Origin of the sequence: Stappia sediminis (assembly GCF_009826895.1) — a bacterium.
Taxonomy (GTDB): domain Bacteria; phylum Pseudomonadota; class Alphaproteobacteria; order Rhizobiales; family Stappiaceae; genus Hongsoonwoonella; species Hongsoonwoonella sediminis.
Map to the genome: position 1 here is coordinate 395,639 of NZ_WUMV01000002.1, position 24,661 is coordinate 420,299.

The window sequence follows — 24,661 nt, forward strand, 5'->3', positions numbered from 1 at the left end:
GATCCGCGTTATTCCGCGGCCTGCGGCAACACTTCCTCGCCTTCCTCTGCAATCGCCACGAGCCTGTGGCTCTCGCGTTCGAGAAAGGCGAGATCGTTGCGCATGCAATTCAGACCGTATTCGACGATAAAGCGCGTGCCGGGGTGTCCGGTTTCCTCGCGTATCGCCGAAAGCTTTTCGATTTCCTCCCGGAGATTGGTCTTGCGCTCTTCAAGAGCGTTCTTGATGACATGGGGGCCAGCAAGCTCAGCCCACATGGCGACCAGAAGAAAGGGGGAGCGGAACGTGTCAGGGGCGGGCGGTTCGGCAAGCAACCTGCGAAACGCTTCGCGCCCTTCATCGGTGATCGAATAGATCTTGCGCGCCGGACGGCCCGGCTGCGGCTCCTCGCGAACCGTCACCAGACGATCCGCCTCCAGGCGGGCGAGCGTGGGGTAAATGGAGCCGTAGCTTGCATCCTCGAAATAGGAAAACTTGCCTTCGGTCAGATGCTTTCGGATCTCGTATCCGGTGGCGTCGCCGCAGTTGAGGATCGCCAGGCAAAGGGTCTTCACGCTCATTCGCTATACTCTTCCGATCAGGTGGCAGGCGCGGCCGCAATCGCGCACCCTGCCGAGTCGTGTTCACGATCTATCCGTCGAATGCCCTGCCGGGTGATTTCGGATTTTTCGTTTATCGTTTCGAACGGTTCGAAGTTTCGGAAATTCGAAAGCGATCATATATCATCTCGATATATGCTGCATCTATATATCCCTGCGGAAAGTGTCAAGGGCCTCAACCGGGCGATTGCCAAAAAATTTACGTTGCGTCCAAAGCGCGGGTAGCGGGCATGTGATGCGCGTTCGTGTCGCGTCGATCTTGAAGGCAAATCAGGGCACGCTATTTTCGAGGTGGCGGAAAATTACGCGGTGCGGGACGGGCATCGCGACGAGCGGGAGCGCAAGGCGATGCTTGAGCGAGCGGAAGACATTCAGGGTACGGCCCGACCCAACAGCCCGTCAGCACTTGCTGGTATCCGGCGGCTAGCGCGCGAACCGCTCTTCCGCCTTCTGGCGATCAACTGGGCTATCGGCGCTTTCGTCGCAGGCCTGGTGACGGCCGGTCTGTTGATCCTGGATACGGCGGGTCTGCGCACGCTGCTTGCGAATTCCGACGACCCGGTCGTGCCTGTGGCAGTTCTTTTTTGCGGGCTTCTGATAACCCTGACATCCGCCGCGATGGGAGCTGCGATCATGACCCTGCCGGCAAAGGACGATGGCGAGCGCCGCGGGCGGCCCCGCGCGACCGGTCAACCGGTTCCTGTTCCCGCCCTGGCACCGGTTCGAAACAGGCATTGATACGCGGAGCCTAGTCTGTAATTGCCCGTTGCAACGAATAAGCCTATGAAAATTCATCGCAAGTATCCTGCAACGGGACCAGATGCATGTCGGATGACTACCCACGCGACCTGATCGGTTACGGCCGGACCACCCTCGATCCGCAATGGCCGGGCGAGGCGAACGTCGCCGTGCAATTCGTCGTCAACTATGAAGAAGGCGGCGAGAACTGCCTTCTCCACGGCGATACTCACTCCGAAGCGTTTCTCTCCGAGATCGTGGGAGCCGAGCCCTGGCCCCATCAGCGGCATATGAACATGGAATCGATCTACGAGTTCGGGTCGCGCGCCGGGTTCTGGCGGCTCTGGCGAATGTTCGCCTCAAGAGCCATTCCGGTTACGGTCTTCGGGGTGACGACCGCGCTTGCCCGCAACCCCGATGCAGTGGAAGCGATGAAGGAGGCCGATTGGGAAATCGCCTCGCACGGTCTCAAGTGGATCGAATACAAGGATTTTTCAGAAGAAGAAGAACGCCGGCAGATGCGCGAGGCAATCCGCATCCATGAGGAAGTCACGGGCGCCCGTCCCCTCGGCTGGTACACGGGGCGGACGTCCATACACACCCGCAAACTCGTCATGGAAGAGGGCGGGTTCCTCTATGATTCAGATAGTTATGCCGATGATCTGCCATATTGGGTGGAGGGAGAAAGCGGACCCCATCTCGTCATTCCCTATACGCTCGATGCAAACGACATGCGTTTCGTGACAGCCCAGGGCTTCAATTCGGGCGACCAGTTTTTCACCTACCTGAAGGATGCCTTCGACACGCTTTACACCGAAGGCGAGGCCGGCCATCCGAAGATGATGTCGGTGGGGCTGCACTGCCGGCTCTCGGGTCGACCGGGCCGGGCGGCGGCTCTTGCGCGTTTCCTCGACTATATTTCCTCGCATGACAAGGTTTGGCTGCCGCGCCGAATTGACATCGCCTGGCATTGGCATGCGCATCACGCGCATTGAGCGCATTTGAGGCATCATTCGGACTTGGCCTTTTGTCTGTGTTTGAGTAGAGCTTACGTTACGATAACTAAACCGGGTGAATTTATTGGGCGCAGGTTCGGGAGAGCCTGAAACTGTAACCTCTCACATACGTGACCCGCGTCTTGCACCGAATCCGCGAGGTCTCGGACGGCTGCGAAATTCAAATCCAGTAACGAGGCGCTGCCTGAATGAATGTTGCCACGCCAGCCGCAATCGACAAGCTTGTCGCTGCCCTTCACGCGTGCCAGCCGCTTCGCGTCTGGTCGCTGATCGTGACTTTTTACGGCGATGCGGTGGTGCCCCGCGGCGGCGAAATCTGGCTTGGCACGATAACCGAACTGATGCAGGCCATGGAGGTCGACGACCGGGCCGTGCGCGCGGCGATGTCTCGCCTTGCCCGCGACGGCTGGGTGGAGCGCTACAAGATCGGCCGCAGAAGTTTTTACGCGCTTTCCGAATCCGGTCAGGACGAATTCGCCGCGGCGAGCGAACGCATTTATCACCGGCCGGAAACGCAAAAGGAGGGCGATTGGCGCATCGTTGTCCTGGGAGAAGGCAACGGTCGCCAGGCCCAGCGCGAACGCCTGCTTAAGGCAGGATTCGGGCAGCTTTCCGCCAATACGCTGGTCGGTACGAAGGCCACGGCCATTCCCGGGGCAGCCGCGGGCAGGGGAACGCTGGTGTTCGGATCCACGCTCGAGCGAGGATCGGAGGAATATCTGATCAAGCGCGCATTCGATCTGGCGCCGCTGGCAGTGCGTTATCATGCTTTCGTGGAACGCTATAAACCACTTTGGAAAGCGCTTGAAGGCGGAGACCTTCTGGGCGGGATCGATGCCATGATCGCCCGCACGCTTCTCATCCACGATTATCGGCGGATCGTGCTGCGCGACCCGTTTCTACCCGTGCGGTACCTGCCGAAGGACTGGGCCGGGCACGAGGCGCACAAGCTTTGCGCTCATATCTACAAGGCGCTTTTGAAGCCGTCCGACGCCTGGCTCGGTTCGACCGGGCAATCGCGCGAAGGTTCTCTGCCAAAGCCGGTTTCCGGTTATTTTCAAAGGTTTGCCAAGGCCTGAAACATTCGGGCCGAAAATGTGATCGGTCGCGAGTTAATATGTGACAGAAAATCATTGCATGACACTAATATTGTCACGTATTATGCGCCTGCCTGAACGGAAGGTGTGCTCGCTCCGGCAAATTTTGATGCCCGGATCGAGGAGGAGGACCAAGCCACCATGTATACGCAAGCGCTCAACAACCTCGAAGCCGTCTCGGACATCGAAGATGCCGAGCGCGGTGCCGCGTTCCAGGCGCGCATCGACAACGAGGAGAAGATCGAGCCGAACGACTGGATGCCGGAAGGCTATCGCAAGACGCTGGTGCGCCAGATTTCGCAGCATGCGCATTCCGAGATCGTCGGCATGCTGCCGGAAGGCAACTGGATCACCCGCGCCCCGACGCTGAAGCGCAAGGCCGCGCTTCTCGCAAAGGTGCAGGACGAAGGCGGCCACGGGCTCTATCTCTATTCGGCGGCGGAAACGCTGGGAGCGTCACGCGAGGAACTGAACGAGCAGCTTCTCTCCGGCAAGGCGAAATACTCCTCCATATTCAACTATCCGACGCTTACGTGGGCCGATATCGGCGCGATCGGCTGGCTGGTGGATGGTGCGGCGATCATGAACCAGATCCCGCTGTGCCGCTGCTCCTTCGGGCCGTATTCGCGTGCGATGATCCGCATTTGCAAGGAGGAAAGCTTCCATCAGCGCCAGGGTTATGAGCTGCTTCTGACGATGTGTCGCTCGTCGGAAGAGCAGAAGGAAATGGTGCAGGACGCGCTGAACCGGTGGTGGTGGCCGTCGCTGATGATGTTTGGGCCGTCGGACAAGGATTCCCAACATTCCGCACAGTCCATGGCCTGGAAGATCAAGCGCTTCACTAATGACGAGCTGCGCCAGAAATTCGTCGATGCGACGGTCCCGCAGGCGCACTACCTGGGCCTGACGATCCCTGACGCGGACCTCAAGCTTAACGAGGAAACGGGGCACTGGGAATACGGCGAGATCGACTGGTCCGAGTTCGCGCGCGTTCTCAAGGGCGACGGCCCCTGCAACAAGCAGCGCATGAAGGCGCGCCAGAAGGCGCATGAGGATGGCGCCTGGGTGCGCGAGGCAGCGCTCGCCTATTCGGAAAAGAAGAAATCCCGCAGGGGCCAACAGGCCGCCTGAGAAATCCGTCGAGGATCAAATCAATGTCTGAGAAAACCACTCCGCTTTGGGAAGTCTTCATTCGCTCTCGCAACGGCATGGCGCATCGCCACGTCGGGTCGGTGCATGCGGCGGACGCCGAAATGGCGCTTCAGGCGGCCCGCGACGTCTACACCCGCCGCGGCGAGGGACTTTCCATCTGGGTCGTGCCGTCGGCCGAGATCGTGGCATCCGATCCGGGCTCGAAGGACATGATGTTCGAGCCGACGGGCACGAAAATCTACCGTCACCCAACGTTCTACGACATTCCCGAAGAAGTGGGGAACATGTGAGCGCTCTGTGCTTGCATGAGGAGGACGAGGCGATGAAAGACCTGCTTTTCGCATATATCCTTCGACTTGCCGACGATGCGGCGATCCTGGGCCAGCGGCTTGGCGAGTGGTGCGGCCATGCGCCAACACTGGAAGAGGACATCGGCCTGGCCAATGTCGCGCTGGACCATATCGGCCAGGCGCGCGCGCTCTATTCATACGCTGGCGAAGTGGAGGGCAAGGGCCGCGACGAGGACCAGCTTTGCTTCCTGCGCAAGGAGCGGGAATTCTCCAACTGCCTGCTGGTCGAGCAGCCGAACGGCGATTTCGCGGAGACGATTGCGCGCCAGTTCTTCTTTTCAGCATTCATGCTTCCTTTCTGGGAGAAGATGAAGGCGTCAAAGGACGAAACGCTGGCCGCGATTGCCGCCAAGGCGGAGAAGGAGGCGGCCTATCACCTGCGCCATTCAGCCGAATGGGTGATCCGACTCGGCGACGGGACGGAAGAAAGCCGCGAACGCATGCAGGATGCAATCGAGCTTCTGTGGCCGTTCACGGGCGAACTCTTCGAGGCCGATGACACGGTAAAAGTTTTGGTTGCCGAAGGTGTTGCGGTCGATCCGGCGTCGATCCGCGACGAGTGGCGCGAAACCGTCGGGAAGGTGTTTGGTCAGGCAACGCTTGAGATGCCCGAGGAAGGCTGGGCGCAGACGGGCGGGCGTTCCGGCATGCATACCGAGCATTTCGGCCATCTCCTTACCGAAATGCAGTACATGCAGCGGGCCTATCCCGGCCTCAAATGGTGATCGCCATGGCGAGCCTTGCCGAAAATCAGGGGAAAACGCAGTCGCTTCGCGATAAGGCCTGGGCCGTCGCGGCGAAGGTCGTCGACCCGGAAATCCCGGTGCTCACGCTGGAAGACCTCGGCGTACTGCGCGACGTGCGCGTGGCAGACGACGGTGCGATCGAAGTCGATATCACGCCGACCTATGTCGGCTGCCCTGCCATGGGCATCTTCACCATGGATCTTGAGACGGAACTTGCCAAGGCGGGCTTCGACAATGTGCGGGTGAAGACGGTGCTTTCTCCCGCCTGGACGACCGACTGGATTTCGGCGAAAGCGCGCGAAAAGCTGCGCGAATACGGGATTGCGCCACCAGAGGGAAAGGCGTCCCGCCGCGCGCTCTTCGGCGATGAAACCGTGACCTGCCCGCGCTGCGGGTCTGAAAACACGGAAAAGATCTCGGAGTTCGGCTCCACCGCCTGCAAGGCGCTTTGGAAGTGCCGCGATTGCGCGGAGCCATTCGACTACTTCAAATGCATCTGACGGCCGTGTGCCGGATTTCGGGAGGACGAAAGGCATGTCGCCGCGCTTTCACACGCTCAAGATCAAGGACGTCAACCGCGAGACCGCCGATGCGGTGTCCATCTCCTTCGACGTGCCGGAAGAGCTGAAAGACGATTACAGCTTTTCCGCTGGCCAGTATCTGACGCTGAAGACGCTGATCGACGGGGAGGAGGTGCGTCGCTCATATTCTATCTGCGCCGGCGAGCAGGACGGCGAGTTGCGCGTCGCTATCAAGAAAATCGACGGCGGGCAGTTCTCGACTTTCGCGAACGAAAACCTTGCCACCGGGTCGGAAATCGACGTGATGAGCCCTTCCGGGCGGTTCCTGCTTCCAGAAACGGACGGCGGACCTCGCACGCTGGTGGCGGTTGCCGCCGGTTCCGGCATCACGCCGATCCTGGCGATGATCCGCACGGTGCTGGCGCGCGAACCGGAAACGCATTTCTTTCTTTTCTATGGAAACCGCTCTTCGCAATCGATCATCTTCAAGAGCCAACTTGAGGACCTGAAGGACCTTTTCCCCACACAGCTATCCGTCTTTCACGTGCTTTCGCGCGAGGAACAGGATCTGCCGCTGCTTTCCGGGCGCCTCGACAGGGAAAAGCTGGAAACATTGCTGCGCCATATGGTGCCGGCAGAGGGCGTCGATCATTTCTTCCTCTGCGGACCGGGAGAGTTGATTGAAACGGCGAAGGGTGCGCTCAAGACGCTGGGCGTCGACGAGGGGAGAATACACCAGGAATTCTTCACCCCCGCCGACGGCTCCGCCCCGCATGCGCCCAAACCCGCTCATGCGGGAGCTGCCGTCGACCACAAGGCCATGGCCGAACTCGTAATGGACGGTGCGCGGGTTACGGTGCCGATTTCCGCCGGCGAGACGATCATCGACGCGGCGGTGCGCGCAGGCGTCGAAGCGCCATATTCCTGCAAGGGCGGCATGTGCTGCACCTGCCGCGCCAAGGTGGTCGAAGGCGAGGTGGACATGGCCGTCAACTACTCGCTGGAGCCCTGGGAGGTGGAAGCCGGTTTCGTTCTGACCTGCCAGTCCCGCCCGATCAGCGAGCGCGTGGTGCTGGATTACGACGAAATCTGAAGCCGCCGGCCTTCCGAATAATCCTTACGTAGCGCGAGGATCGCGCTGCTATACTGCGCCATGCGAGCGATCACCCCCGGGGGGATGCCATGGCGGAACAAGCGACCATCCTCATTCCCGATATCAGCGGTTTCACCAACTTCACGAACGCGACCGAGATCGATCACGGCGCGCATATCATTGTGGAACTCCTGAAGCTCATTATCGAAGCCAATGACACGGGATTCACATTGGCGGAAATCGAGGGTGACGCGGTGCTGTTCTACCGCAAGGGCGAGCCGCTTCCCCGCAAACGGCTTGTCGGGCAATGCCTGAAGATGTTTTCGAAATTTCACGAACAGCTCATGGTCATAGAGCGGGATACGGTCTGCCGGTGCGGCGCATGCCAGACCGTGACGGATCTGACCTTGAAGTTCGTCACGCATTTCGGAAGCATCAAGGAGATAAGGCTCGCGGATTTCGTCAATGCGATCGGACCGGGCATGATCGTCGCGCACAGGCTGATGAAGAACGCCATCGATTCACATGAATATATTCTGATGACCGGGCCTTGTTGCGAGGCGGTTGGCCCTTCCGTACCGGATGTCGATCTCGAATGGCGAAAATCCAGCCAGGCCTACGACGTCATTGGAGATGTCGACTTCGAATTCGCGACGCTCACGCGCTACAGGGCAAAGGTTCCCCGGCCTCCCGCGCGGCCCAGGTTCGTCATCAACCGGGGCGAAGATAATCTGGAGATCGAAATACGCGCGCCAATGAAGACCGTTTATCAAACCCTGGTCAATGTCGACATGCGAACGGAATGGATGACCGGCGGCGCTCCGGTGAATCGCGACATGACGTCGGAGCGTATCGGAATGCAGCACAATTGCATCTTCGAGGGGATGAAGCTGATCAATAGGGCTGCCGCGGCGGACTACGGCGAGGAGCATTCCCTCTATTGCGAATATGTGGAGATGCCCGACCTCGACCTCAAGGTAGCTGTCTATTACGAGATGGACCGGCTGGAGGATGGCAATACGCGGCTGAATTTCAATGTGAACTGGATGGGAGCCAGCCTCCCGGCGGAAAACAAAATGGGGATGATCGGCGCCATGAAGCCGCATCTCGAGGCCTTGAAAGAGGTTTGCGAAAACGCGTCGGGCTGAGATAAGTATTCCCGGATTCCGACGACCTGCGATGCGGCGGTAGCGCCAAAGCGAAGATCGGCGAAGGCAGTCTGTCGCAGTGGTTTATTCACTGATATTTTGTATGATTATTGGAAGGTTTTGCTTATCGTGCGAGCGAAAGCTGGCCATCCTGCCCGCGCGAAGGAGATACGCTCATACCTGTCAATCTGGCGTCACCGCTGAAAACGCCTTCCGTCGCCCCGCGTTCGGAGAGCGGGCTTGGGCTCGTGCTGATGGCGGGCGGAATGTTCCTTTTTTCCGCCGTCGACACGCAAGCCAAGTTCCTGACCGAGACGCTCCATCCCCTGCAAATCGTCTGGGTGCGGCAGCTTGGCCTTCTGCTGGGCGTCATCGTGCTTCTGGCGGTGCGTGGCCTGCCCGTTCTCAAGACGAAAAACCCCGTCCTTCAGATCTCGCGCGGCGTGCTGGCGGCAAGCTCGGCGACGCTCTTCATCGTCGCCGTGCGCTATGTGCCGCTGGCGGATGCCGTAGCGGTCAGTTTCGTAGCGCCTTTCATCGTCACCCTTTTCGGCGCGCTTATCCTGCGAGAACCGGTCGGAATTCGGCGCTGGAGCGCGGTAACGATCGGCTTCATCGGCACTTTGATCGTGATCCGGCCAGGCATGGGAGTGATCCACCCTGCCGTATTGCTGGTGATCGTGGCAGCCACGCTTTTCGCTTTCCGCCAAATCCTTTCCAGGGTGTTGAGCGGCGCGGACAGGACGTCCACGACCGTCGCCTATACCGCGATTGCCGGCAGCACCGTCCTGACCGTGCCTTTGCCTTTTGTCTGGACATGGCCGCAGACGAACCTGGAAATCGCGCTTTTATGCGGGATCGCGGTTCTTGCAGCGCTTGCCGAATTCCTCGTCATCAAGGCCCTTGAAGTCGCGCAGGCCGTCGTTGTCGCGCCGGTGCAATACACCCTTTTGCTGTGGAGCACGATGTACGGTTATCTGGTCTTCCACCACTTGCCGGACTTCTGGACATGGGTCGGCGCGCTCGTGATCGTGGCGACCGGTCTCTATACGCTGCACCGCGAGCGTGTAACCGCCCGAGCCGTACGCAAAGCCATAGCTGCCCAGGACGGGAAGAACGAATAACGCGGAGGAAACGATGACGATCGAACGCTTCATGGTCGAAGGTGAGCTGCCGCCTGTCAGCCACTATTGCCATTCGGTCCGTGCCGGAAATCTGGTGTGGGTATCGGGTGTCGTGGGCATGCGCGCGGACGGGACGATCCCTGAGGATACCGTCGCGCAATTCGACATTGCGATGGATGCGCTAGACACTTGCCTTCGTGCGGCGGGCGGTCGGCCCGAGGATATCGTCAAGGTACAGGTCTTCATGACCGACATATCGGAGCGTGCCGCGATCAACCCGCGCCGGCAGGCCTATTTCGGCGAACACCGCCCGGCCTCTACGCTTGTAGAGGTTTCGGCACTGGTCGATCCGCGCATGAAGGTCGAGATCGAATGCCAGGCCGTGCTGCCGGAAGGGCGCTGAGGGAAGGGTCGCATTCGCTTTAGTTGCGAAAAGAAAACGATCACTTGAACCCGGCTGCTCGTAGCCCGGCCAGAAGCTTTTTGGAGTTTTCCTCATTGCCGATGTTATTTGCGAAGATTGCAGCATCGAAGAAGGGGTAAAGGCGCAGTGCCTTTTCAACCTCGCGCTGGGCGGCCTCCATCCGGCCGAGGCGGGCGTTCGCGGCGGCAAGGACGGCATGGGGAGCTGGATCCTCGTCAAAGCCGCGTGCGCCGCCGCCCAGGAGGTTGGCGGCGTCTTCGAAGCGTTCGACGAGATAATATCCGACCGCCAGATTGGTCAGGTTCCAGCTTGTCGCATCCGGATCGATGCGCATCGACAGCTCAAGATTGCGGATACCTTCCTCGAAGTCTCCTGAAAAGACCATCACGCTGCCGCAGGTCGCTCTTGCTTGAGCGTCATTCGGGTTTATCTCAAGCGCGCGCAAGCACTGCGCGCGCGAGGGGGTGAGCCTGTCCTGAAGGAACAAAACTTCTGAACGTGCGGTCATTGCCAATATGTTTCGCGGGTCCAGTTCCAACGCGCGGTCCGCATTCTTGATCGCTTCCTCAAGAGCGTTTGCCGGCCACTCGCTCCACCCCCACCACACGTCGGCGACCTGCGTCCATGCCAGACTTGCGTGAGCATCGGCATAGTTCGGGTCTTTTTCTATTGCGGCGCGAAAGAGTTTCCGGGCTTCGAAATTCGCCTTGCGCTCCACCCGGCGAATGAGGGACCTGCCGCGCAGGACGAGATCGTAGGCGTCGAGCGCCTCCGTCGGTGTTTCGAATGCGCGTTGCTGCTCTATCCGGCCAACGCCGACCGCCAAAGAACCGGCAATGGCGTTCGTGATCCTGTCCTGGACTTCGAACAGATCTTCAATCGGCGTTTCATACCGCCTTGACCACATCAAAATGCCATCGCGCGCGTCGGTAAGCTGAACATTCAGGCGAAGCTTTTCCTGGCTGCGATGGATCGATCCGCCGACCACATAACGCGCTTTCAAATCGCTCCTGAGCGCTTCGATATCCACGGGCCGGTTGCCGAAGGGGGCGACCGCATTCCACGACAAGACAAGCAATTCGGAAAACCTGCCGAGATGGCTTATGACGTCCTCCGTAACGCCATTCGCGAAATATGAATCTTGTTCGTTTGTCTGATCCTTGAATGGGAGAATGGCGACGACCGGCCGATTTTCCGCACGTTCCGACGATTGGCCACGTAGCGGAGAGCCTGCCTGATAGCTATCCATAAGCGCCGCGACCGCGAGGCCCAAGGCGAGAATGGCGCCGAGAGTGGCCCCCAGTGCCAGGTGCGGCAGATACTTGCGCCGGCGATAGGCTTTGGTCCGCAGCTCGAACGGCGGACTTGCCACATATATCTGGATCGGGTCGGGAATATTCTTCACGCTGTGCGATCCGCCATCGGCAAATGCGATGGGCAGGCGTCTGCCAAGTTGGTCGCGCACGGCGGAGGTTATCGCAATGCCGCCCGGCGGAGCGAGCGCTTGAACCCTCGCGGCGACATTGATGCCGTCGCCGAATATGTCATCGCCATCGGCGATAACGTCTCCGAGATTTATACCGATCCGGAAAGCGAGCGGCGATTGGAAGCTGGTCGACGCGCCGAATTCCACCATGGCATTTTGAAACTCGGTAGCCGCGGCGACCGCTTCCACGACACTGGGGAATTCCGCCAGGAACGCGTCACCTGCGGTTCCCACAAGGCGCCCGCCGTGGGATGCTACTGTCTCCCGCGCGCGGTCCATCGACCGGGCGACTGCCGATTGAGTGGCGCTCTCGTCGGAGTTCATCAGCGCGCTGTAACCCGCGACGTCAGCGTGAAGGATCGCCGCAAGCCTGCGCGTGGTCGGGCGCGAAGGATCGTTCACGATATCGAGACGGCCATGGCGGCCGCTCCTTTGTCGTCAAGATTTATGTTAGAATAACATAGACAAAGCCGCACAAGTTTCCGTTAGGGAAAGCGAATGACACGGCTTGCGACTTTCTCCAGTCTGACGATGGCCCTGATGGTTTTCATTGCCGCGGCAAGCTTTGCCTTCGCGGGTGAAGCGATCAACGGACGGCAGGGAGGGCTTGCCGTAAAGGGATATGACGTCGTCGCCTATTTCACCGAAGGACGCCCCATGCGCGGCAGGGACGATCTGGAGCATACGTGGCAGGGCATACGTTGGCGTTTCGCGACGCGCGAGCACTTGGCTACATTTACAGAGGATCCGGCACGCTACGCGCCACGCTATGGCGGCTATTGCGCGGGTGGCGTTGCGATCGGCAACCTCGCGCCGATCGATCCGGAAGCTTTCGTGATCATCGAAGACAGGCTTTATCTCAACTACGACAAGCCTACACGCGATAAGTTCGCCGAGAACGCGGAAGAAAGCGTTGCCAAGGCCAACGCCAATTGGGAGCGTATCGGGCAAACGGAATAGGAAGTCGAGTTGTTCAGGACTTTCATCAAATCGTGAGGCTTCGCGCACCGTTGAGCAAAATCGCCGTTGCGATGTCGGCGTAGTCTTCGCGGCTGACAGGGCCGTTCGGGCGGAACCAGAGGTAATGCCAGTTGACCATGCCGAAGAGGCTCATGGTCACAGGCTTCAGCAATTTCGAACCCCGCCCCAGTTCGGGGATCGCTTCCACGATCGCCTCGGAGAAAAGACGCACAAGATGGCGCTCCTTTTCCTTCAGCTCCTCCTGCTGATCGGGGGGCAGGCGCTTCATTTCATTGATCTGGATCTTGTGCTCGGCGTTGGCGTCGCGATAGGCCTCAAGCAGCGCGCCGACATAATCGCGCAGGCGCTGCTCAGCCGCCCGCGAAGGGTCGTGAGCGGCCTCGACACCGGCAATCAACTCATCCAGATGGTCGCGGATGATGTCGAAGAGAAGCTGATCCTTGTTCGCATAATAATGGTAGAGCAGCGCCTTTGAAACGCCGCACCCTTGCGCGATCTGGCTCATCGACGAGCGATCGAAACCATGCTCGGAAAATAGCTCCGCCGAGGTCTTCAGGATCGCCTTGCGCTTCTCGTCGTAGTCTTCCGCGCGCGGACGCGCCATCTGCCTGCTCCGTTATCGATGAACCATGAGGGGGAACGGACGCTCCGTTATCAGGATTTCGGCCTGTGGTCGACCACCCGCCTGGCTTTGCCCATCGATCGTTCGATCGATCCGGGTGCTGCGACGAAAACGCGGGCGGAAATGCCGATCACATCCTTGATGTGTTTCCTGAGTTCCGCGGCCTGTATCTCGCGGCTCGATGAATCGGCGTGCGTTTCCGTCGCCTCCACATGAACCGTCATATCGTCCATCCGGCCTTCGCGTGTAAGCTCGATGTAATAGTGGGGGGCAAGGCCGCTGCAGCGCAGGATCTGCTCCTCAACCTGTGTCGGGAAAACATTGACGCCGCGCACGATCATCATGTCATCCGACCGGCCGGTGACCTTTTCCATGCGCCGCATGGAGCGCGCGGTACCAGGCAGCAGCCGCGTGAGATCCCGCGTGCGGTAGCGGATGACCGGCATCGCCTCCTTGGAAAGGGAGGTGAACACAAGCTCGCCGACCTCGCCATCGGGCAGGACGTCGCCCGTCTCGGGATCGATGATCTCGGGATAGAAATGATCCTCCCAGATATGAAGGCCGTCCTTCGTCTCCACGCACTCGTTGGCGACGCCCGGCCCGATAACCTCCGAAAGCCCGTAAATGTCGACGGCATGCATGTCGAACGCCTGTTCGATCTCGCCGCGCATGGCGTTCGTCCAGGGTTCGGCGCCGAAGATGCCGACTTTCAGCGAAGAGTCGCGCGGGTCGATGCCGCGATGGCGGAATTCATCGAGGATCGCCAGAATGTAGGATGGCGTCACCATGATGATGTCCGGCTCGAAATCCTGGATGAGAGAGACCTGGCGCTCGGTCATGCCGCCGGACATGGGGATGACCGTGCAGCCCAGCTCCTCCGCGCCGTAATGCGCGCCAAGACCGCCTGTGAAGAGGCCGTAGCCATAGGCCACGTGCACCTTCATACCCGGCCTGCCGCCGGAGGCGCGGATGGAGCGCGCCACCACCTGCGACCACGTCTTGATGTCGTTCTTCGTGTAGCCGACGACCGTTGGCTTGCCGGTGGTGCCGGAGGATGCGTGAACGCGGGCTACCTGCTCCCGCGGGACGGCGAACATCCCGAACGGGTAGTTGTCCCGCAACGTCTGTTTCGTGGTGAAGGGAAAGTGCCTGAGGTCGGCCAGCTCCTTCAGATCGTCCGGATGAACGCCTTTTTCATCAAACGCTTGCCGATAGTGCGGCACGTTTTCATAAGCGTGGGCGAGCGACCATTTGAGCCTCTGCAGCTGCAGCGCAGTAATTTCGTCGCGCGATGCTGTCTCGATCGGATCCAGATCGCCGGGGCGGGGAGAGAGGTCGAGCATTTGAACGTTCCTCCGATAGCCTTGCGCAGTGGCTGCGGCACGGCATTTGTTCTTCGCTGTCAGACGTCGACGAGAGTGCCGGCGATGGTGCGGGAATTGCCGCGGAACTCCGCGACCGTCTCGCCGGTTTCATTGGAAACGGTCACATCCGTGATCCCGGAGCGACCTTCGCGGTAACGCTCCACCGCCGTTGCCGTCAGCCTTTCGCCAAGACGCGCGGGCCTGAGGAAGGAAACCGCGCAGTGGCTTGCCACCGTGCTCTGGTTCCAGCTGTTGCAGGCAAACGCGAAGGCGGAATCGGCAAGCGTGAAGATGTAGCCGCCGTGACAGATCCCGTGGCCGTTCACCATGCGCTCGTCTATGGTCATGGCAATGGTTGCCTTGCCGGGACCGACTTCCACGATTTCCATGCCGAGGCCCTGGCTTGCCTTGTCTTCGCCCCACATGGCTTCCGCGCAGGCTTCGGCAAGTTGCTGTGGCGTCATCGCTTGTCCTCCGCGGGCGGCTTGCCGGTGAATTCGGCGGCCCGTTTTTCCATGAAGGCGCGGACGCCTTCCGCATAATCGGGCGAACGCCCGGCGCGGCCCTGGAAATCGCGCTCAAGATCGAGCTGAGCATCGAAATCGTTCGTGGCGGCGGCTTCCATCGCCTGCTTGATCAGGCCAAGGCCGTAGGTCGGCGCGCGGGCAAGATCGTGTGCGAGCTTGGAGGCGGCGGGGATGAGATCGTCGTCCGGAACGGCCTTCCAGATCATGCCCCATTCCTCGGCCTGAACGGCGGGGAGAGGTTCGGCGAGCAGGGCAAGCGCCTTCGCCCGCGCCATGCCGACAAGACGCGGCAGCGTCCAGGTGCCGCCGGAATCCGGCAGAAGGCCGATCTTTGAAAAGGCCTGGATGAATTTCGCGCTCTCGCCCGCAAGCACGATATCGCAGGCAAGCGCGATGTTGGCGCCCGCACCTGCTGCGACACCGTTCACGGCGGCAATGACGGGTTTGGGCAGCGCCTTTATGCGGCGAAGCAGGGGATTGTAGTAATTCTCGATCGTGACAGTGAGATCGGGCGGTGCGCCATCCTTCGGCGTGACCCGGTCGGAAAGGTCCTGTCCGGCCGAAAAGGCGCGCCCGGCGCCGGTCAGAATAACGGCGCGGATAGCGTCGTCTTGCTCGGCCTTCTCCAGTGCCGCGGCCAGATGTTCGTGCATCTCTACGTTGAAGGAATTCAGCTTGTCGGGTCGATTGAGCGTGATCGTGAGCACGCCTTCGCCAACCTCGGTCAATACCGGCGCGTCGGCCATTGATGTATCCTCCCAATTCCCACGGGCCGCCTGAATGCTAATCCAATCTCGCGGGTTCGCGACGGTAGTACGTGAATTTTTCACTTGACTGACCGTCCGGTCGGTTAATTATTATGTCCTTACGAAATGCGCTGTCAATGACCGGCGACAAAACTTGATGAGCGGGGCCGCAGTCCCTGCAAGGGAGGAAGCTCATGGCCGACTTTTTCGCCACTCACAAGGCGACGCTCGACAAGGCGTTGGAGACGATCCGAACGCGCGGCTACTGGTCGGCTTACCCGGAAATGCCCTCCGGCAAAATTTATGGTGAAACGGCAAAGGATGACGGCGAGGCGGCCTTCAAGGCGCTTCTCGGAAAGCCGTTCGATCTCGATCAGCCATCGGATGGCGGAAGCGTTGGCGGGGAAGTCAGCCCTTACGGGTTGAAGCTCGATATCTCCTATCCGGGCGCGTCCGCCGATCTTCTTGTCGAAACCGCGAAATCGGCCATGAAAGGCTGGGCGCATGCGACGCCGCAGGAGCGGGCGGGCGTGTGCATCGAAATCCTAAACCGGCTGAACAGGCAGAGTTTCCTGCTCGCCAACGCCGTTATGCACACTTCCGGCCAGGCATTCATGATGGCTTTTCAGGCGGGCGGTGCGCATGCGCAGGACCGTGGTCTCGAAGCGGTTGCCTATGCCTATGACGAGATGACGCGCATCCCCGCGCATGCCCGATGGGAAAAGCCGCAAGGCCCGAAGGAGCCGCTGGTTCTTGAAAAGCAGTTCCGCATTATTCCGCGCGGCGTGGCACTCGTCATCGGCTGCTCGACGTTCCCGACCTGGAATTCCTACCCGGCCTTTTTCGCGAGCCTTGCGACGGGCAATGCGGTGATCGTGAAGCCGCATCCTGGCGCGATCTTGCCGCTCGCGCTGACGGTTCGCGTGGCCCGCGAAGTGCTGAAAGAGGCCGGTTTCGATCCGAACACGGTCCTTCTGGCTGCCGACAGCGCCGAAAAGCCTTTGGCGAAAGACCTCGTCACCCATCCGGATGTGGCGATTGTCGACTACACCGGATCCCCCGCCTTCGGTGAATGGGTGCGGGGGAATGCGAAAGGCAAGCAGGTTTACACCGAGGAGGCGGGCGTCAATTCCATCGTCGTTCACTCCACCGACAACCTGAAGGGAATGGCGAGCAACATCGCCTTTTCGCTTTCGCTCTATACCGGGCAGATGTGCACGGCTCCGCAGAACATCTACGTGCCCAGGGACGGCATCGAGACGGACGACGGGCACAAATCCTTCGACGAGGTGTGTGAGGCGATCAAGGTTTCGATCGATAAGCTGCTTGGCGATCCGCAGCGCGCGGCAGCCGTTCTGGGCGCCGTCCAAAGCACGGCGACCGCGGAGCGTGTAAAGGCTGCGCGGTCGCTTGGGCGCGTGGTGCGCGACAGCACCCCTGTCGAGGGCATGGACGAGGCGCGTACGGCAACGCCGCTCGTCATCGCCGTCGAGGCGAAGGACGAGGGGGCGTACTTGGAGGAGCGCTTCGGCCCGATCAGCTTCATCGTTGCGACCGACGGCATAGACGACGCGATCGATCGTGCGGCGGGCTCGGCGAAAACGCGCGGTGCGATAACCGCTTCGCTCTATTCCACCGACGAGGCGGTGGTGGAGAAGGCGATCGAGGCGTTCGGCGAAGGAGGCGTGTCGCTGTCGCTGAACCTCACCGGCGGCATATTCGTCAATCAGAGTGCCGCCTTTTCGGATTTCCACGTCACGGGCGCAAATCCGGCCGGCAATGCCAGCCTTTGCGACAGTGCGTTTGTGGCAAACCGTTTCCGCGTGGCAGGCGTGCGGCGGCCCGTCGCCGCCTGAGGGAGAAACCACGCGAGGAGTCTCGATCAGGGCAAGTCCGCTTCGGACATCAATGGGAGGAAGATATGGCTAGATTCTGGAACAAGATTGGGCGTGTTGCCGTGACTTCGGTCGCGGTGCTGGCGCTGGGTGCGGCAGCTCACGCCGCCGACACCATCAAGATCGGGTCGTCGCTTTCGATGACTGGCCCGGCGTCCTTCCTGGGCGATCCGGAAGGCAAGACGCTTGAGATGTATGTCGAAGATATCAACGCGAACGGTGGCGTGAACGGAAAGCAGCTCGAGCTCGTAATTTACGACGATGCGGCCGACGCCAACAGCGCGCGCACCTTTGCGACCCGCCTTGTCGAGGATGACGGTGTGATCGCGGTCGTCGGCGGTTCGACGACCGGCGCGACCATGGCCATGGTGCCGGTGTTTGAGGATGCGGGCATTCCCTTCATCTCGCTTGCGGGTGCTGTCGTCATCATTGATCCGGTGAAGGAATTCGTATTCAAGACGCCGCACACCGACCGCATGGCATGCGAAAAGATTTTCGAGGACATGCAGAAGAACGGCATTTCCAAGATAGGCATGATCTCCGGCACCGGCGGTTTCGGCAAGTCGATGCGCGGCCAGTGCATGGATGTCGCCGGCAACTATGGGATCGAGATCCTGGCCGACGAAACTTATGGCCCGAAAGACGCCGACATGACGCCTCAGCTCACCAAGATCAAGGGAACCGACGGCATCCAGGCCGTGGTGAACCCCGGCTTCGGCCAGGGCCCGGCGATCGTGACCCGCAACTACCGTCAGCTCGGCATCGACGTGCCGCTCTACCAGAGCCATGGCGTTGCCTCCAAGTCGTTCATCGATCTGGCGGGTGAAGCGGCCGAAGGCGTGCGCCTTCCCGCCGCAGCTCTTCTGGTTGCCGACAAGCTGCCGGATGATGACCCGCAAAAGCCGGTCGTGACCGGTTACAAGACGAAGTACGAGGAAACGACGGGCGAGCCGGTTTCCACCTTCGGTGGCCACGCCTATGACGGGCTGATGATCCTTGTCGAGGCGATGAAGCGGGCGGGCTCCGAAGATCCGGCGGCAATCCGCGACGAGATCGAAAAGACGCAGGGCTTCATCGGCACGGGCGGCACGGTCAACATGTCGGCGGAGGACCACCTCGGCCTCGATCTCTCGGCCTTCAAGATGCTGGAGATCAAGGACGGCGACTGGACGATCGTCAACTGATCCACCCGGTCCGATCGACAGGTCCGGGGCGCGCAATCCGCGGTTCCCGGACCATCTTCAGGCAAATTCATGCCGGGAAGCCAGCGGTGCGCACGTCCTCTCGTCCCCGGCATCAAGGATGCGAACAGGCATGGCCGAATTCCTGCAATTCTGCGCGTCCGGACTGACCGTCGGCGCGGTCTACGCCCTCGTCGCGCTGGGTTTCACGATCATCTACAACGCCTCCGATGTCGTGAACTTCGCGCAAGGGGAGTTCGTCATGATCGGCGGCATGACGACCGTATTCGCGACCGCCGCCGGGGTGCCGCTGCCCATCGCGGTGCTGATCGCGATCCTTGCTGCAATGGTCATCGGGCTTTTGCTGCATCGCCTGGCGATCGAACCGGCGAGGGGCGCTTCGCCCGTGACGCTGATCATCATCACCATCGGTGCGTCGATCTTCCTGCGCGGGCTTGCGCAGATCGTCTTCGACAAGCAGTTCCATTCGCTGCCGGCCTTTTCCGGCGACACGCCGATAAACATCGGCGGCGCGCTGGTGCTGCCGCAAAGTTTCTGGGTGCTCGGCGGGGCGGTTGTCATCGTCATCGCGCTCTGGGCCTTCTTCAACCGCACGGTGACCGGCAAGGCGGTGCTGGCAACAGCGGCGAACCGGCTGGCGGCGCGGCTTGTCGGCATCAACACATCCTTCGTGATCGGACTTTCCTTCGTGCTCTCCGCCGCGATCGGCGCGATTGCAGGCATCCTCGTCACGCCGATTACGCTGACGAGCTACGACATCGGCACGTTGTTGGCGCTGAAGGGCTTCGCCGCGGCGATGCTGGGCGGAATGGGCAATCCCATCGGTGCCATCGTAGGCGGGCTTCTGGTCGGTCTGCTGGAAGCCTTCGGCGCGGGATACATATCCTCCACCTATAAGGACGCGATGGCCTTCATCGTCATTCTCGGCGTTCTTTTCGTCATGCCCGGCGGCCTGCTTGGCCGCGCCAGCGTGGAAAGGGTGTGACCATGCGAAAGCTCATGTCCAACCGCCTCGCCGTGCCGGCGTTCCTCGCCCTGCTTGTCGTCGGGCTCGCCTTCGTCATGCCATCTAACTTCTATTTCCGCGTCGCGGCTCTGGTCTGGATATCGGCGCTCGCCGTGATCGGGCTGAACCTTTTGATGGGCTTCGCCGGACAGGTGAGCCTTGGCCATGCCGGTTTCTTCGGCCTTGGCGCCTATTCGGTGGCGATCCTGCCGGCGCAATTCGGCTTGCACCCAGTCATTGCTTTAATCGCCGGGGGCGCGGGCTGCGCCTTGCTCGCATTCGTCGTCGGGCGGCCGATCCTGCGGCTGAAGGGGCATTATCTTGCCGTCGCCACCCTGGGCTTCGGCATTCTGGTGTCGATGGTCATCTCCAACGAGGCGTGGCTGACAGGCGGGCCCGACGGAATGCCCGTCCCCCGGCTCGCCCTGTTCGGCTGGCGCGCGCGCGGCGCCGATACATGGTACTGGATCACCGGTGGATTGATGGTGATCGGAGCGCTTCTTGCCGTAAACCTTGTGGCTAGCCCGACGGGCCGCGCGCTCCGCGCATTGCACGATTCCGAAGTCGCCGCGCGTGTCGTAGGCGTCGATGTTGGCTGCTACAAGCTGATCGTATTCGTGATCTCCGCCGTCTATGCATCGGTTGCCGGTTCGGCCCTTGCGCTCGTCAACGGCTTCATCACGCCGGATGCCGCTGGATTCCTGCATTCGATCCAGCTTGTCACTATGGTTGTTCTCGGCGGCATGGGCTCGATCCTGGGATCGGTCGTCGGCGCGGCCGTGCTCGTGGTGCTGCCGCAGGCGCTCACCGTCTTCCATGACTACGAACACCTGATGCTTGGCTTCATGATGATGGCTTTCATGATCCTGCTTCGAAGCGGCATCGTCCCGAGCCTATCCATGTTGATCGGCGGGAGGCGCGCATGAGTGTGCTTCAGGTTGAGGAAATCGGCATTGCCTTCGGCGGCGTGAAGGCCGTCGACCACGTCAGCTTCCGCGTCAATGAAGGCGATGTCTTTTCGATCATAGGTCCTAACGGTGCGGGCAAGACGACGCTCTTCAACCTCGTCTCGGGCGTCTATCAGCCAAAATACGGCAAGGTGCTTCTGGAAGGTGCGGATGTGACGGGCCTCGAACCGCAGACGCTGGCAAGGCGTGGCTTGTCGCGAACGTTCCAGAACCTGCAGGTGTTCTTCCGCATGACGGCGCGCGAAAATGTCATGGTCGGACGTCACCTGAAGGAAAAGCGCGGGCTTCTGGCACATATCCTGGCGCTGCCCGCGACGGCCCGTCAGAACCGTGAGAGTGCAGCTGCCGCCGATGCCTATCTGGAGCGTGTCGGGCTTGGTGGCTATGCCGATACGCCAGCTGCCGCCATGCCATATGGAGCTTTGAAGCGGCTTGAAATCGCGCGTGCGCTTGCCGCCGGGCCAAAGGTGCTTCTGCTCGACGAGCCGGCCGCCGGCTGCAACGCGGTGGAGACTGAAGAGATAGAGAAGCTCGTCCGCAATATCGCGGACGAAGGTACGACCGTTGTCCTTGTCGAGCATGACATGAAGATGGTTATGCGCATCTCCGACCGTGTTCACGTGCTGGAATTCGGCAAGACGCTTGCCGAAGGTACGGCGGAAGAGGTGAGAACGCACCCGAAGGTGATCGAAGCCTATCTCGGCACCCATGGTTCGAAGGAGGCCGCCGTTGCGCTCGGATGAAGCTCTTTTGCAGATCAATGCGCTGCGTTCCGGCTACGGGCGGATAGAAGCGTTGCACGGGGTATCGATGGAGGTAAACCGAGGCGAGATCGTTGCGCTCGTCGGCAGCAATGGCGCGGGAAAAACGACGCTCTTGCGTGCGGTTTCCGGTGTACAGCCGGTCTCCGGCGGCGCGATTGTCTTCGATGGCCACGATGTTACGAACGCACAGCCTCATGCGCGAGTGAAACGCGGAATTGCCCAGGTTCCCGAAGGCCGGCAGATATTCTCGCCGCTATCGATCGAGGATAACCTGCGTCTTGGCGCCTATTTGCGAAAAGGGTCGGAGATCGACCGCGATCTCGACATGGTCTACGACCTGTTCCCGGTCCTCAAGGAAAGGCGGCGAAACCCGGCTGGCGGTCTTTCAGGCGGCCAGCAGCAGATGCTGGCGATAGGCCGTGCCCTTATGAGCGGGCCGAAACTCCTGTTGCTCGACGAGCCCTCGATGGGGCTTGCTCCGATCCTCGTCGATCAGGTTTTCCAGATCGTGGAGAAGCTGAGGGATGAAAGCGGCGTCACCGTCTTCCTTGTCGAGCAGAACGCCTTTGCCGCGCTCTCCATCGCGGATCGGGGCTATGTCATCGAAACCGGCGAAATATCCATTAGCGGGACGGGCAGGGAGCTTCTGGACGACGAACGCGTGCGCGAAGCTTATCTCGGCGTTTGAGGGATAGGCGAATATCCGTGGAGTGAATTGGCATTCGATCGGTATAGCGCACTGAAAATTCGGGATTTCGCGATATTTTCACAGGCGCCGGCTTTACCTGCGCCGTCCGGGGGTTGTCTTATGTGCCCAACTGGGGATTCCCGGATGGGCAGGCAACACGCTGCGGGCCGGGACCGTTGAAATCGAATTTCGGGAGCCGGCGATGCTGCATCTGGATGAACGCGCCACACGTGAAGCCCTTGAATGGCGACCGCTCGTCGAAGCGCTGCGGGAGATGTTCAAAACGGGCTGCGAAATGCCTGTGCGCCATCACCACGACTTCAAGGTGCCGGGCGAAGCGGACGGAACGCTGCTGCTTATGCCGGCATGGCTGCCCGGGAAATACATTGGCGTGAAGATGGCGACCGTCGTACCCGGAAACGGCGCGCGCGGGCTTCAGGCGGTCATGGCGAACTATTGCCTATCGAGTGGAATGACGGGTGAAATGCTGGCCATGATCGATGGCGGCGAGTTAACCGCACGGCGCACGGCGGCGACCTCGGCCCTTGCGGCGGACTATCTGGCACGAAAGGACGCGCGTCATCTCCTGGTCGTCGGGACCGGGCGCATCGCGCGAAACCTGGTGCCGGCCCATGCCGCCGTTCGCAAGATCGAATATGTGCGGGTATGGGGGCGAGACCCCGGGAAGGCGCTTGCATTTGCGGAAGAAATAGCCCGGGAAGAGGGGATCGCCTGCGCGCCGGTGAGTGATCTGGACGAAGCGGTATCGCAAGCCGATATCGTTACCGCGGCCACGCTTTCCGATGTGCCTCTGATCCGGGGCGAAGCCCTGCGTGAGGGAACGCATGTCGATCTTGTCGGGGCATTCAAACCGTCGATGCGCGAAAGCGACGACGAAGCTGTGCGCCGATCCAGCGTTTTCGTGGACACCAGGGCAGGTGCGCTCAAGGAAGCCGGCGATATCATTCAGGCGATCGAAGCGGGCGCGATTGACGCGGAAGCCGTCAAGGGAGATCTCTTCGACCTCGCGCGCGGCGGGCAGCCGGGCCGGTCGAATGATTCAGAGATCACACTCTTCAAGATGACCGGGGCGGCGCTGGAAGACCTGGCGGCCGGCATTCTCGCCTACGAGGCTTCGGCAAGCGGATAAGTCGTGCCTTCGGTCGCGCCAACACCCGTTCGGGACTGGTTTAAAAGGGGTGCTCCGGATCGTCTCAGGTCATAAGGCCCGGAGTGTCCGACGCCGTGACCACGGTCCACAACGAAAGAAGCACTACGAGGACACCCACGACGATATGGTTCCATGTGGCGACCGGCATGCCCGAGAATTCAAGCGCCCATGGCGCGATGATGAGCCACAGGCCGAAGATCACGCTGAACCACTCTTCCGATTTGTGAAATGCAGAGAGCGCCGCTAGGGCCGCGGCCGCGATCAGCGCGCCCATGATCCAGGCATTCCAAGATGGGTTCATCGCGTCGATATAGGAGAGGGTCCACGGCGATACGATCATCCAGAGCCCCAGGGCGAGGCAAATGGCATCCTTCCACTGTAGTGACAGTCTTTTGGAAAGTGTGCTCATGGCTTCCTTCCTTCCTTTCGCATCAACCTGCGAAACCAGCCCCGAAAGCTATTCCTCAAACAGGAGAGACAGCCGAAGCGAAGGGGCCCTTGTCGCCCGTATGCTCGGTGAAGCGAACTTCCGTTCCGGGCTGGAGTTCGTTCCAATGGTCGTTTGACGCCATGCTGTCCCGCCTGAAGAAGAATTCACGCCCGTCCACCGTTTGAATGAATCCGAATCCTTCCTCCGGTACCAGCCGGGCGACAATTCCGTGCAGTTTGACCGGCTCGGGCTTGACCAGATGGCCGCTCATCTTGCGCACCACGTCTTCCAACTGGCGTTGTGCGGCATTGAAACTGTCGCGGACCGCGACAAGCACATCCTCATGAGCGTGATTGTTTTCATGCTCGCGCCCGGCGACGATTTCGGCCCCCGGTACCGTGATGTCGACATGGACATGGAAGATCTTGCCCTTGCGTCCATGCCGGTGCGGCAACTCGATCGTGACGCGGCATGATGTGATGCGGTTATGAATCTGGTCGAGCCGGTCGATACGCTTGCGGATGGCGTTTTCGACCGTCGGAGAGGAATCCAGCCCCTTGTAGGTGATCTGAGGTTCGGTCTTCATGATCGTGCTCGCTTCCTGCAGCTTATCGGGATCGTTGATTGCAGTGCGCATCGCGCCAGTACAGTGAGAGCGAAGTGCAAATTGGTCCCGCAGCGTCGTATCGGCCAAATCGCTGCGCCGTATTACCTGCCGACCAATAACTTTACGCAAAGGATTTGCGTATTGAAACTATCGAGCAGCAGCAGGATGTTCTTTCGGCAACTTTCCGCCACCTTGC

27 protein-coding genes are annotated in these 24,661 nt (G+C 60.6%); 19 read left to right on the plus strand and 8 right to left on the minus strand.

All coding sequences use genetic code 11. The annotated features are described in order from the left end of the window. Positions 1-8: 8 nt before the first annotated feature. Entirely contained in the window at positions 9-560 is a 552-nt protein-coding gene (locus GR183_RS05355) for a PadR family transcriptional regulator (protein WP_160774556.1), read from the minus strand. Positions 561-908: 348 nt separating this feature from the next. Between GR183_RS05355 and GR183_RS05360 the strand changes: the two genes are divergently transcribed. From GR183_RS05360 to GR183_RS05410, 11 genes are all read left to right on the plus strand, one after another. Beyond that, on the plus strand, positions 909-1,337 hold the full coding sequence (locus tag GR183_RS05360) for a hypothetical protein (RefSeq protein ID WP_208999757.1): 429 nt from the start codon (positions 909-911) through the stop codon (positions 1,335-1,337). 86 nt (positions 1,338-1,423) lie between these two features. Continuing rightward, positions 1,424-2,332: an allantoinase PuuE gene (gene puuE / locus GR183_RS05365; RefSeq protein WP_160774557.1), complete on the plus strand. Its 909-nt coding sequence runs from the start codon at positions 1,424-1,426 to the stop codon at positions 2,330-2,332. Between the two features lie 209 nt (positions 2,333-2,541). After that, complete coding sequence (locus GR183_RS05370) at positions 2,542-3,432, plus strand: PaaX family transcriptional regulator (protein WP_160774558.1); 891 nt, start codon at positions 2,542-2,544, stop codon at positions 3,430-3,432. Between the two features lie 159 nt (positions 3,433-3,591). Then, complete coding sequence (gene paaA / locus GR183_RS05375; RefSeq protein ID WP_160774559.1) at positions 3,592-4,581, plus strand: 1,2-phenylacetyl-CoA epoxidase subunit PaaA; 990 nt, start codon at positions 3,592-3,594, stop codon at positions 4,579-4,581. Between the two features lie 23 nt (positions 4,582-4,604). Beyond that, positions 4,605-4,892 carry a 1,2-phenylacetyl-CoA epoxidase subunit PaaB gene (gene paaB, locus GR183_RS05380; protein WP_160774560.1) on the plus strand — a complete coding sequence of 96 codons (288 nt, stop codon included), beginning with the start codon at positions 4,605-4,607 and terminating at the stop codon, positions 4,890-4,892. A 32-nt stretch (positions 4,893-4,924) separates the two neighbouring features. Continuing rightward, positions 4,925-5,677: a 1,2-phenylacetyl-CoA epoxidase subunit PaaC gene (gene paaC, locus GR183_RS05385; RefSeq protein WP_160774854.1), complete on the plus strand. Its 753-nt coding sequence runs from the start codon at positions 4,925-4,927 to the stop codon at positions 5,675-5,677. A gap of 5 nt (positions 5,678-5,682) precedes the next feature. Further along, positions 5,683-6,198, plus strand: a complete 516-nt coding sequence (gene paaD / locus GR183_RS05390; RefSeq protein WP_202395848.1) for a 1,2-phenylacetyl-CoA epoxidase subunit PaaD — start codon at positions 5,683-5,685, stop codon at positions 6,196-6,198. 34 nt (positions 6,199-6,232) lie between these two features. Beyond that, positions 6,233-7,312 (plus strand): 1,2-phenylacetyl-CoA epoxidase subunit PaaE, encoded by a 1,080-nt coding sequence (gene paaE, locus GR183_RS05395; protein WP_160774562.1) that lies wholly within the window; start codon positions 6,233-6,235, stop codon positions 7,310-7,312. Between the two features lie 89 nt (positions 7,313-7,401). Further along, positions 7,402-8,460 (plus strand): DUF2652 domain-containing protein, encoded by a 1,059-nt coding sequence (locus tag GR183_RS05400; protein WP_160774563.1) that lies wholly within the window; start codon positions 7,402-7,404, stop codon positions 8,458-8,460. Positions 8,461-8,708: 248 nt separating this feature from the next. Then, a complete protein-coding gene (locus tag GR183_RS05405) occupies positions 8,709-9,584 on the plus strand; it encodes a DMT family transporter (RefSeq protein WP_312846790.1) in 876 nt (291 codons plus the stop codon). A 13-nt stretch (positions 9,585-9,597) separates the two neighbouring features. Next, positions 9,598-9,987, plus strand: coding sequence for a RidA family protein (locus GR183_RS05410; protein ID WP_160774564.1), 390 nt, complete (start codon positions 9,598-9,600; stop codon positions 9,985-9,987). A gap of 40 nt (positions 9,988-10,027) precedes the next feature. Here GR183_RS05410 and GR183_RS05415 read toward each other — a convergent pair whose 3' ends face one another. Next, positions 10,028-11,896, minus strand: a complete 1,869-nt coding sequence (locus GR183_RS05415) for an adenylate/guanylate cyclase domain-containing protein (protein ID WP_160774565.1) — start codon at positions 11,894-11,896, stop codon at positions 10,028-10,030. A 96-nt stretch (positions 11,897-11,992) separates the two neighbouring features. Here GR183_RS05415 and GR183_RS05420 point away from each other — a divergent pair, with 96 nt between their 5' ends. Beyond that, positions 11,993-12,454 carry a YHS domain-containing (seleno)protein gene (locus tag GR183_RS05420; RefSeq protein WP_160774566.1) on the plus strand — a complete coding sequence of 154 codons (462 nt, stop codon included), beginning with the start codon at positions 11,993-11,995 and terminating at the stop codon, positions 12,452-12,454. A 25-nt stretch (positions 12,455-12,479) separates the two neighbouring features. On the opposite strand, the gene GR183_RS05425 is transcribed toward GR183_RS05420, so the two are convergent. From GR183_RS05425 to paaG, 4 genes are read right to left on the minus strand one after another with little or no spacing between them, the layout of a single operon-like run. Next, positions 12,480-13,079, minus strand: a complete 600-nt coding sequence (locus GR183_RS05425) for a TetR/AcrR family transcriptional regulator (protein WP_160774567.1) — start codon at positions 13,077-13,079, stop codon at positions 12,480-12,482. Positions 13,080-13,129: 50 nt separating this feature from the next. Next, positions 13,130-14,440: a phenylacetate--CoA ligase PaaK gene (gene paaK / locus GR183_RS05430; protein WP_160774568.1), complete on the minus strand. Its 1,311-nt coding sequence runs from the start codon at positions 14,438-14,440 to the stop codon at positions 13,130-13,132. Positions 14,441-14,499: 59 nt separating this feature from the next. After that, positions 14,500-14,925 (minus strand): hydroxyphenylacetyl-CoA thioesterase PaaI, encoded by a 426-nt coding sequence (gene paaI, locus GR183_RS05435; RefSeq protein ID WP_202395849.1) that lies wholly within the window; start codon positions 14,923-14,925, stop codon positions 14,500-14,502. Beyond that, positions 14,922-15,734 carry a 2-(1,2-epoxy-1,2-dihydrophenyl)acetyl-CoA isomerase PaaG gene (gene paaG, locus GR183_RS05440; RefSeq protein ID WP_160774569.1) on the minus strand — a complete coding sequence of 271 codons (813 nt, stop codon included), beginning with the start codon at positions 15,732-15,734 and terminating at the stop codon, positions 14,922-14,924. Before paaG ends, paaI begins: the two co-directional genes overlap by 4 nt. A gap of 194 nt (positions 15,735-15,928) precedes the next feature. Here paaG and paaN point away from each other — a divergent pair, with 194 nt between their 5' ends. The 7 genes from paaN to lhpI all read left to right on the plus strand — a co-directional run bounded on the left by paaN (position 15,929) and on the right by lhpI (position 23,407). Then, on the plus strand, positions 15,929-17,590 hold the full coding sequence (gene paaN, locus GR183_RS05445; protein ID WP_160774570.1) for a phenylacetic acid degradation protein PaaN: 1,662 nt from the start codon (positions 15,929-15,931) through the stop codon (positions 17,588-17,590). 65 nt (positions 17,591-17,655) lie between these two features. After that, entirely contained in the window at positions 17,656-18,813 is a 1,158-nt protein-coding gene (locus GR183_RS05450; RefSeq protein WP_160774571.1) for an ABC transporter substrate-binding protein, read from the plus strand. 130 nt (positions 18,814-18,943) lie between these two features. Next, a complete protein-coding gene (locus GR183_RS05455; protein ID WP_160774572.1) occupies positions 18,944-19,816 on the plus strand; it encodes a branched-chain amino acid ABC transporter permease in 873 nt (290 codons plus the stop codon). 2 nt (positions 19,817-19,818) lie between these two features. Then, positions 19,819-20,763 (plus strand): branched-chain amino acid ABC transporter permease, encoded by a 945-nt coding sequence (locus GR183_RS05460; RefSeq protein WP_160774573.1) that lies wholly within the window; start codon positions 19,819-19,821, stop codon positions 20,761-20,763. After that, on the plus strand, positions 20,760-21,548 hold the full coding sequence (locus GR183_RS05465; RefSeq protein WP_160774574.1) for an ABC transporter ATP-binding protein: 789 nt from the start codon (positions 20,760-20,762) through the stop codon (positions 21,546-21,548). The genes GR183_RS05460 and GR183_RS05465 overlap by 4 nt, the downstream gene beginning before the upstream one ends. After that, positions 21,514-22,257, plus strand: coding sequence for an ABC transporter ATP-binding protein (locus GR183_RS05470; RefSeq protein ID WP_160774575.1), 744 nt, complete (start codon positions 21,514-21,516; stop codon positions 22,255-22,257). Before GR183_RS05465 ends, GR183_RS05470 begins: the two co-directional genes overlap by 35 nt. Positions 22,258-22,459: 202 nt before the next feature. Continuing rightward, positions 22,460-23,407, plus strand: coding sequence for a bifunctional Delta(1)-pyrroline-2-carboxylate/Delta(1)-piperideine-2-carboxylate reductase (gene lhpI, locus GR183_RS05475; RefSeq protein ID WP_160774576.1), 948 nt, complete (start codon positions 22,460-22,462; stop codon positions 23,405-23,407). A gap of 64 nt (positions 23,408-23,471) precedes the next feature. Here the strand turns inward: lhpI and GR183_RS05480 are convergent, their stop codons facing one another. Together GR183_RS05480 and GR183_RS05485 are read right to left on the minus strand one after the other, a co-directional pair. Beyond that, positions 23,472-23,837, minus strand: coding sequence for an SPW repeat protein (locus GR183_RS05480; RefSeq protein WP_160774577.1), 366 nt, complete (start codon positions 23,835-23,837; stop codon positions 23,472-23,474). A 55-nt stretch (positions 23,838-23,892) separates the two neighbouring features. Further along, positions 23,893-24,444, minus strand: coding sequence for an HPF/RaiA family ribosome-associated protein (locus tag GR183_RS05485; RefSeq protein WP_160774578.1), 552 nt, complete (start codon positions 24,442-24,444; stop codon positions 23,893-23,895). Positions 24,445-24,661 lie beyond the last annotated feature (217 nt).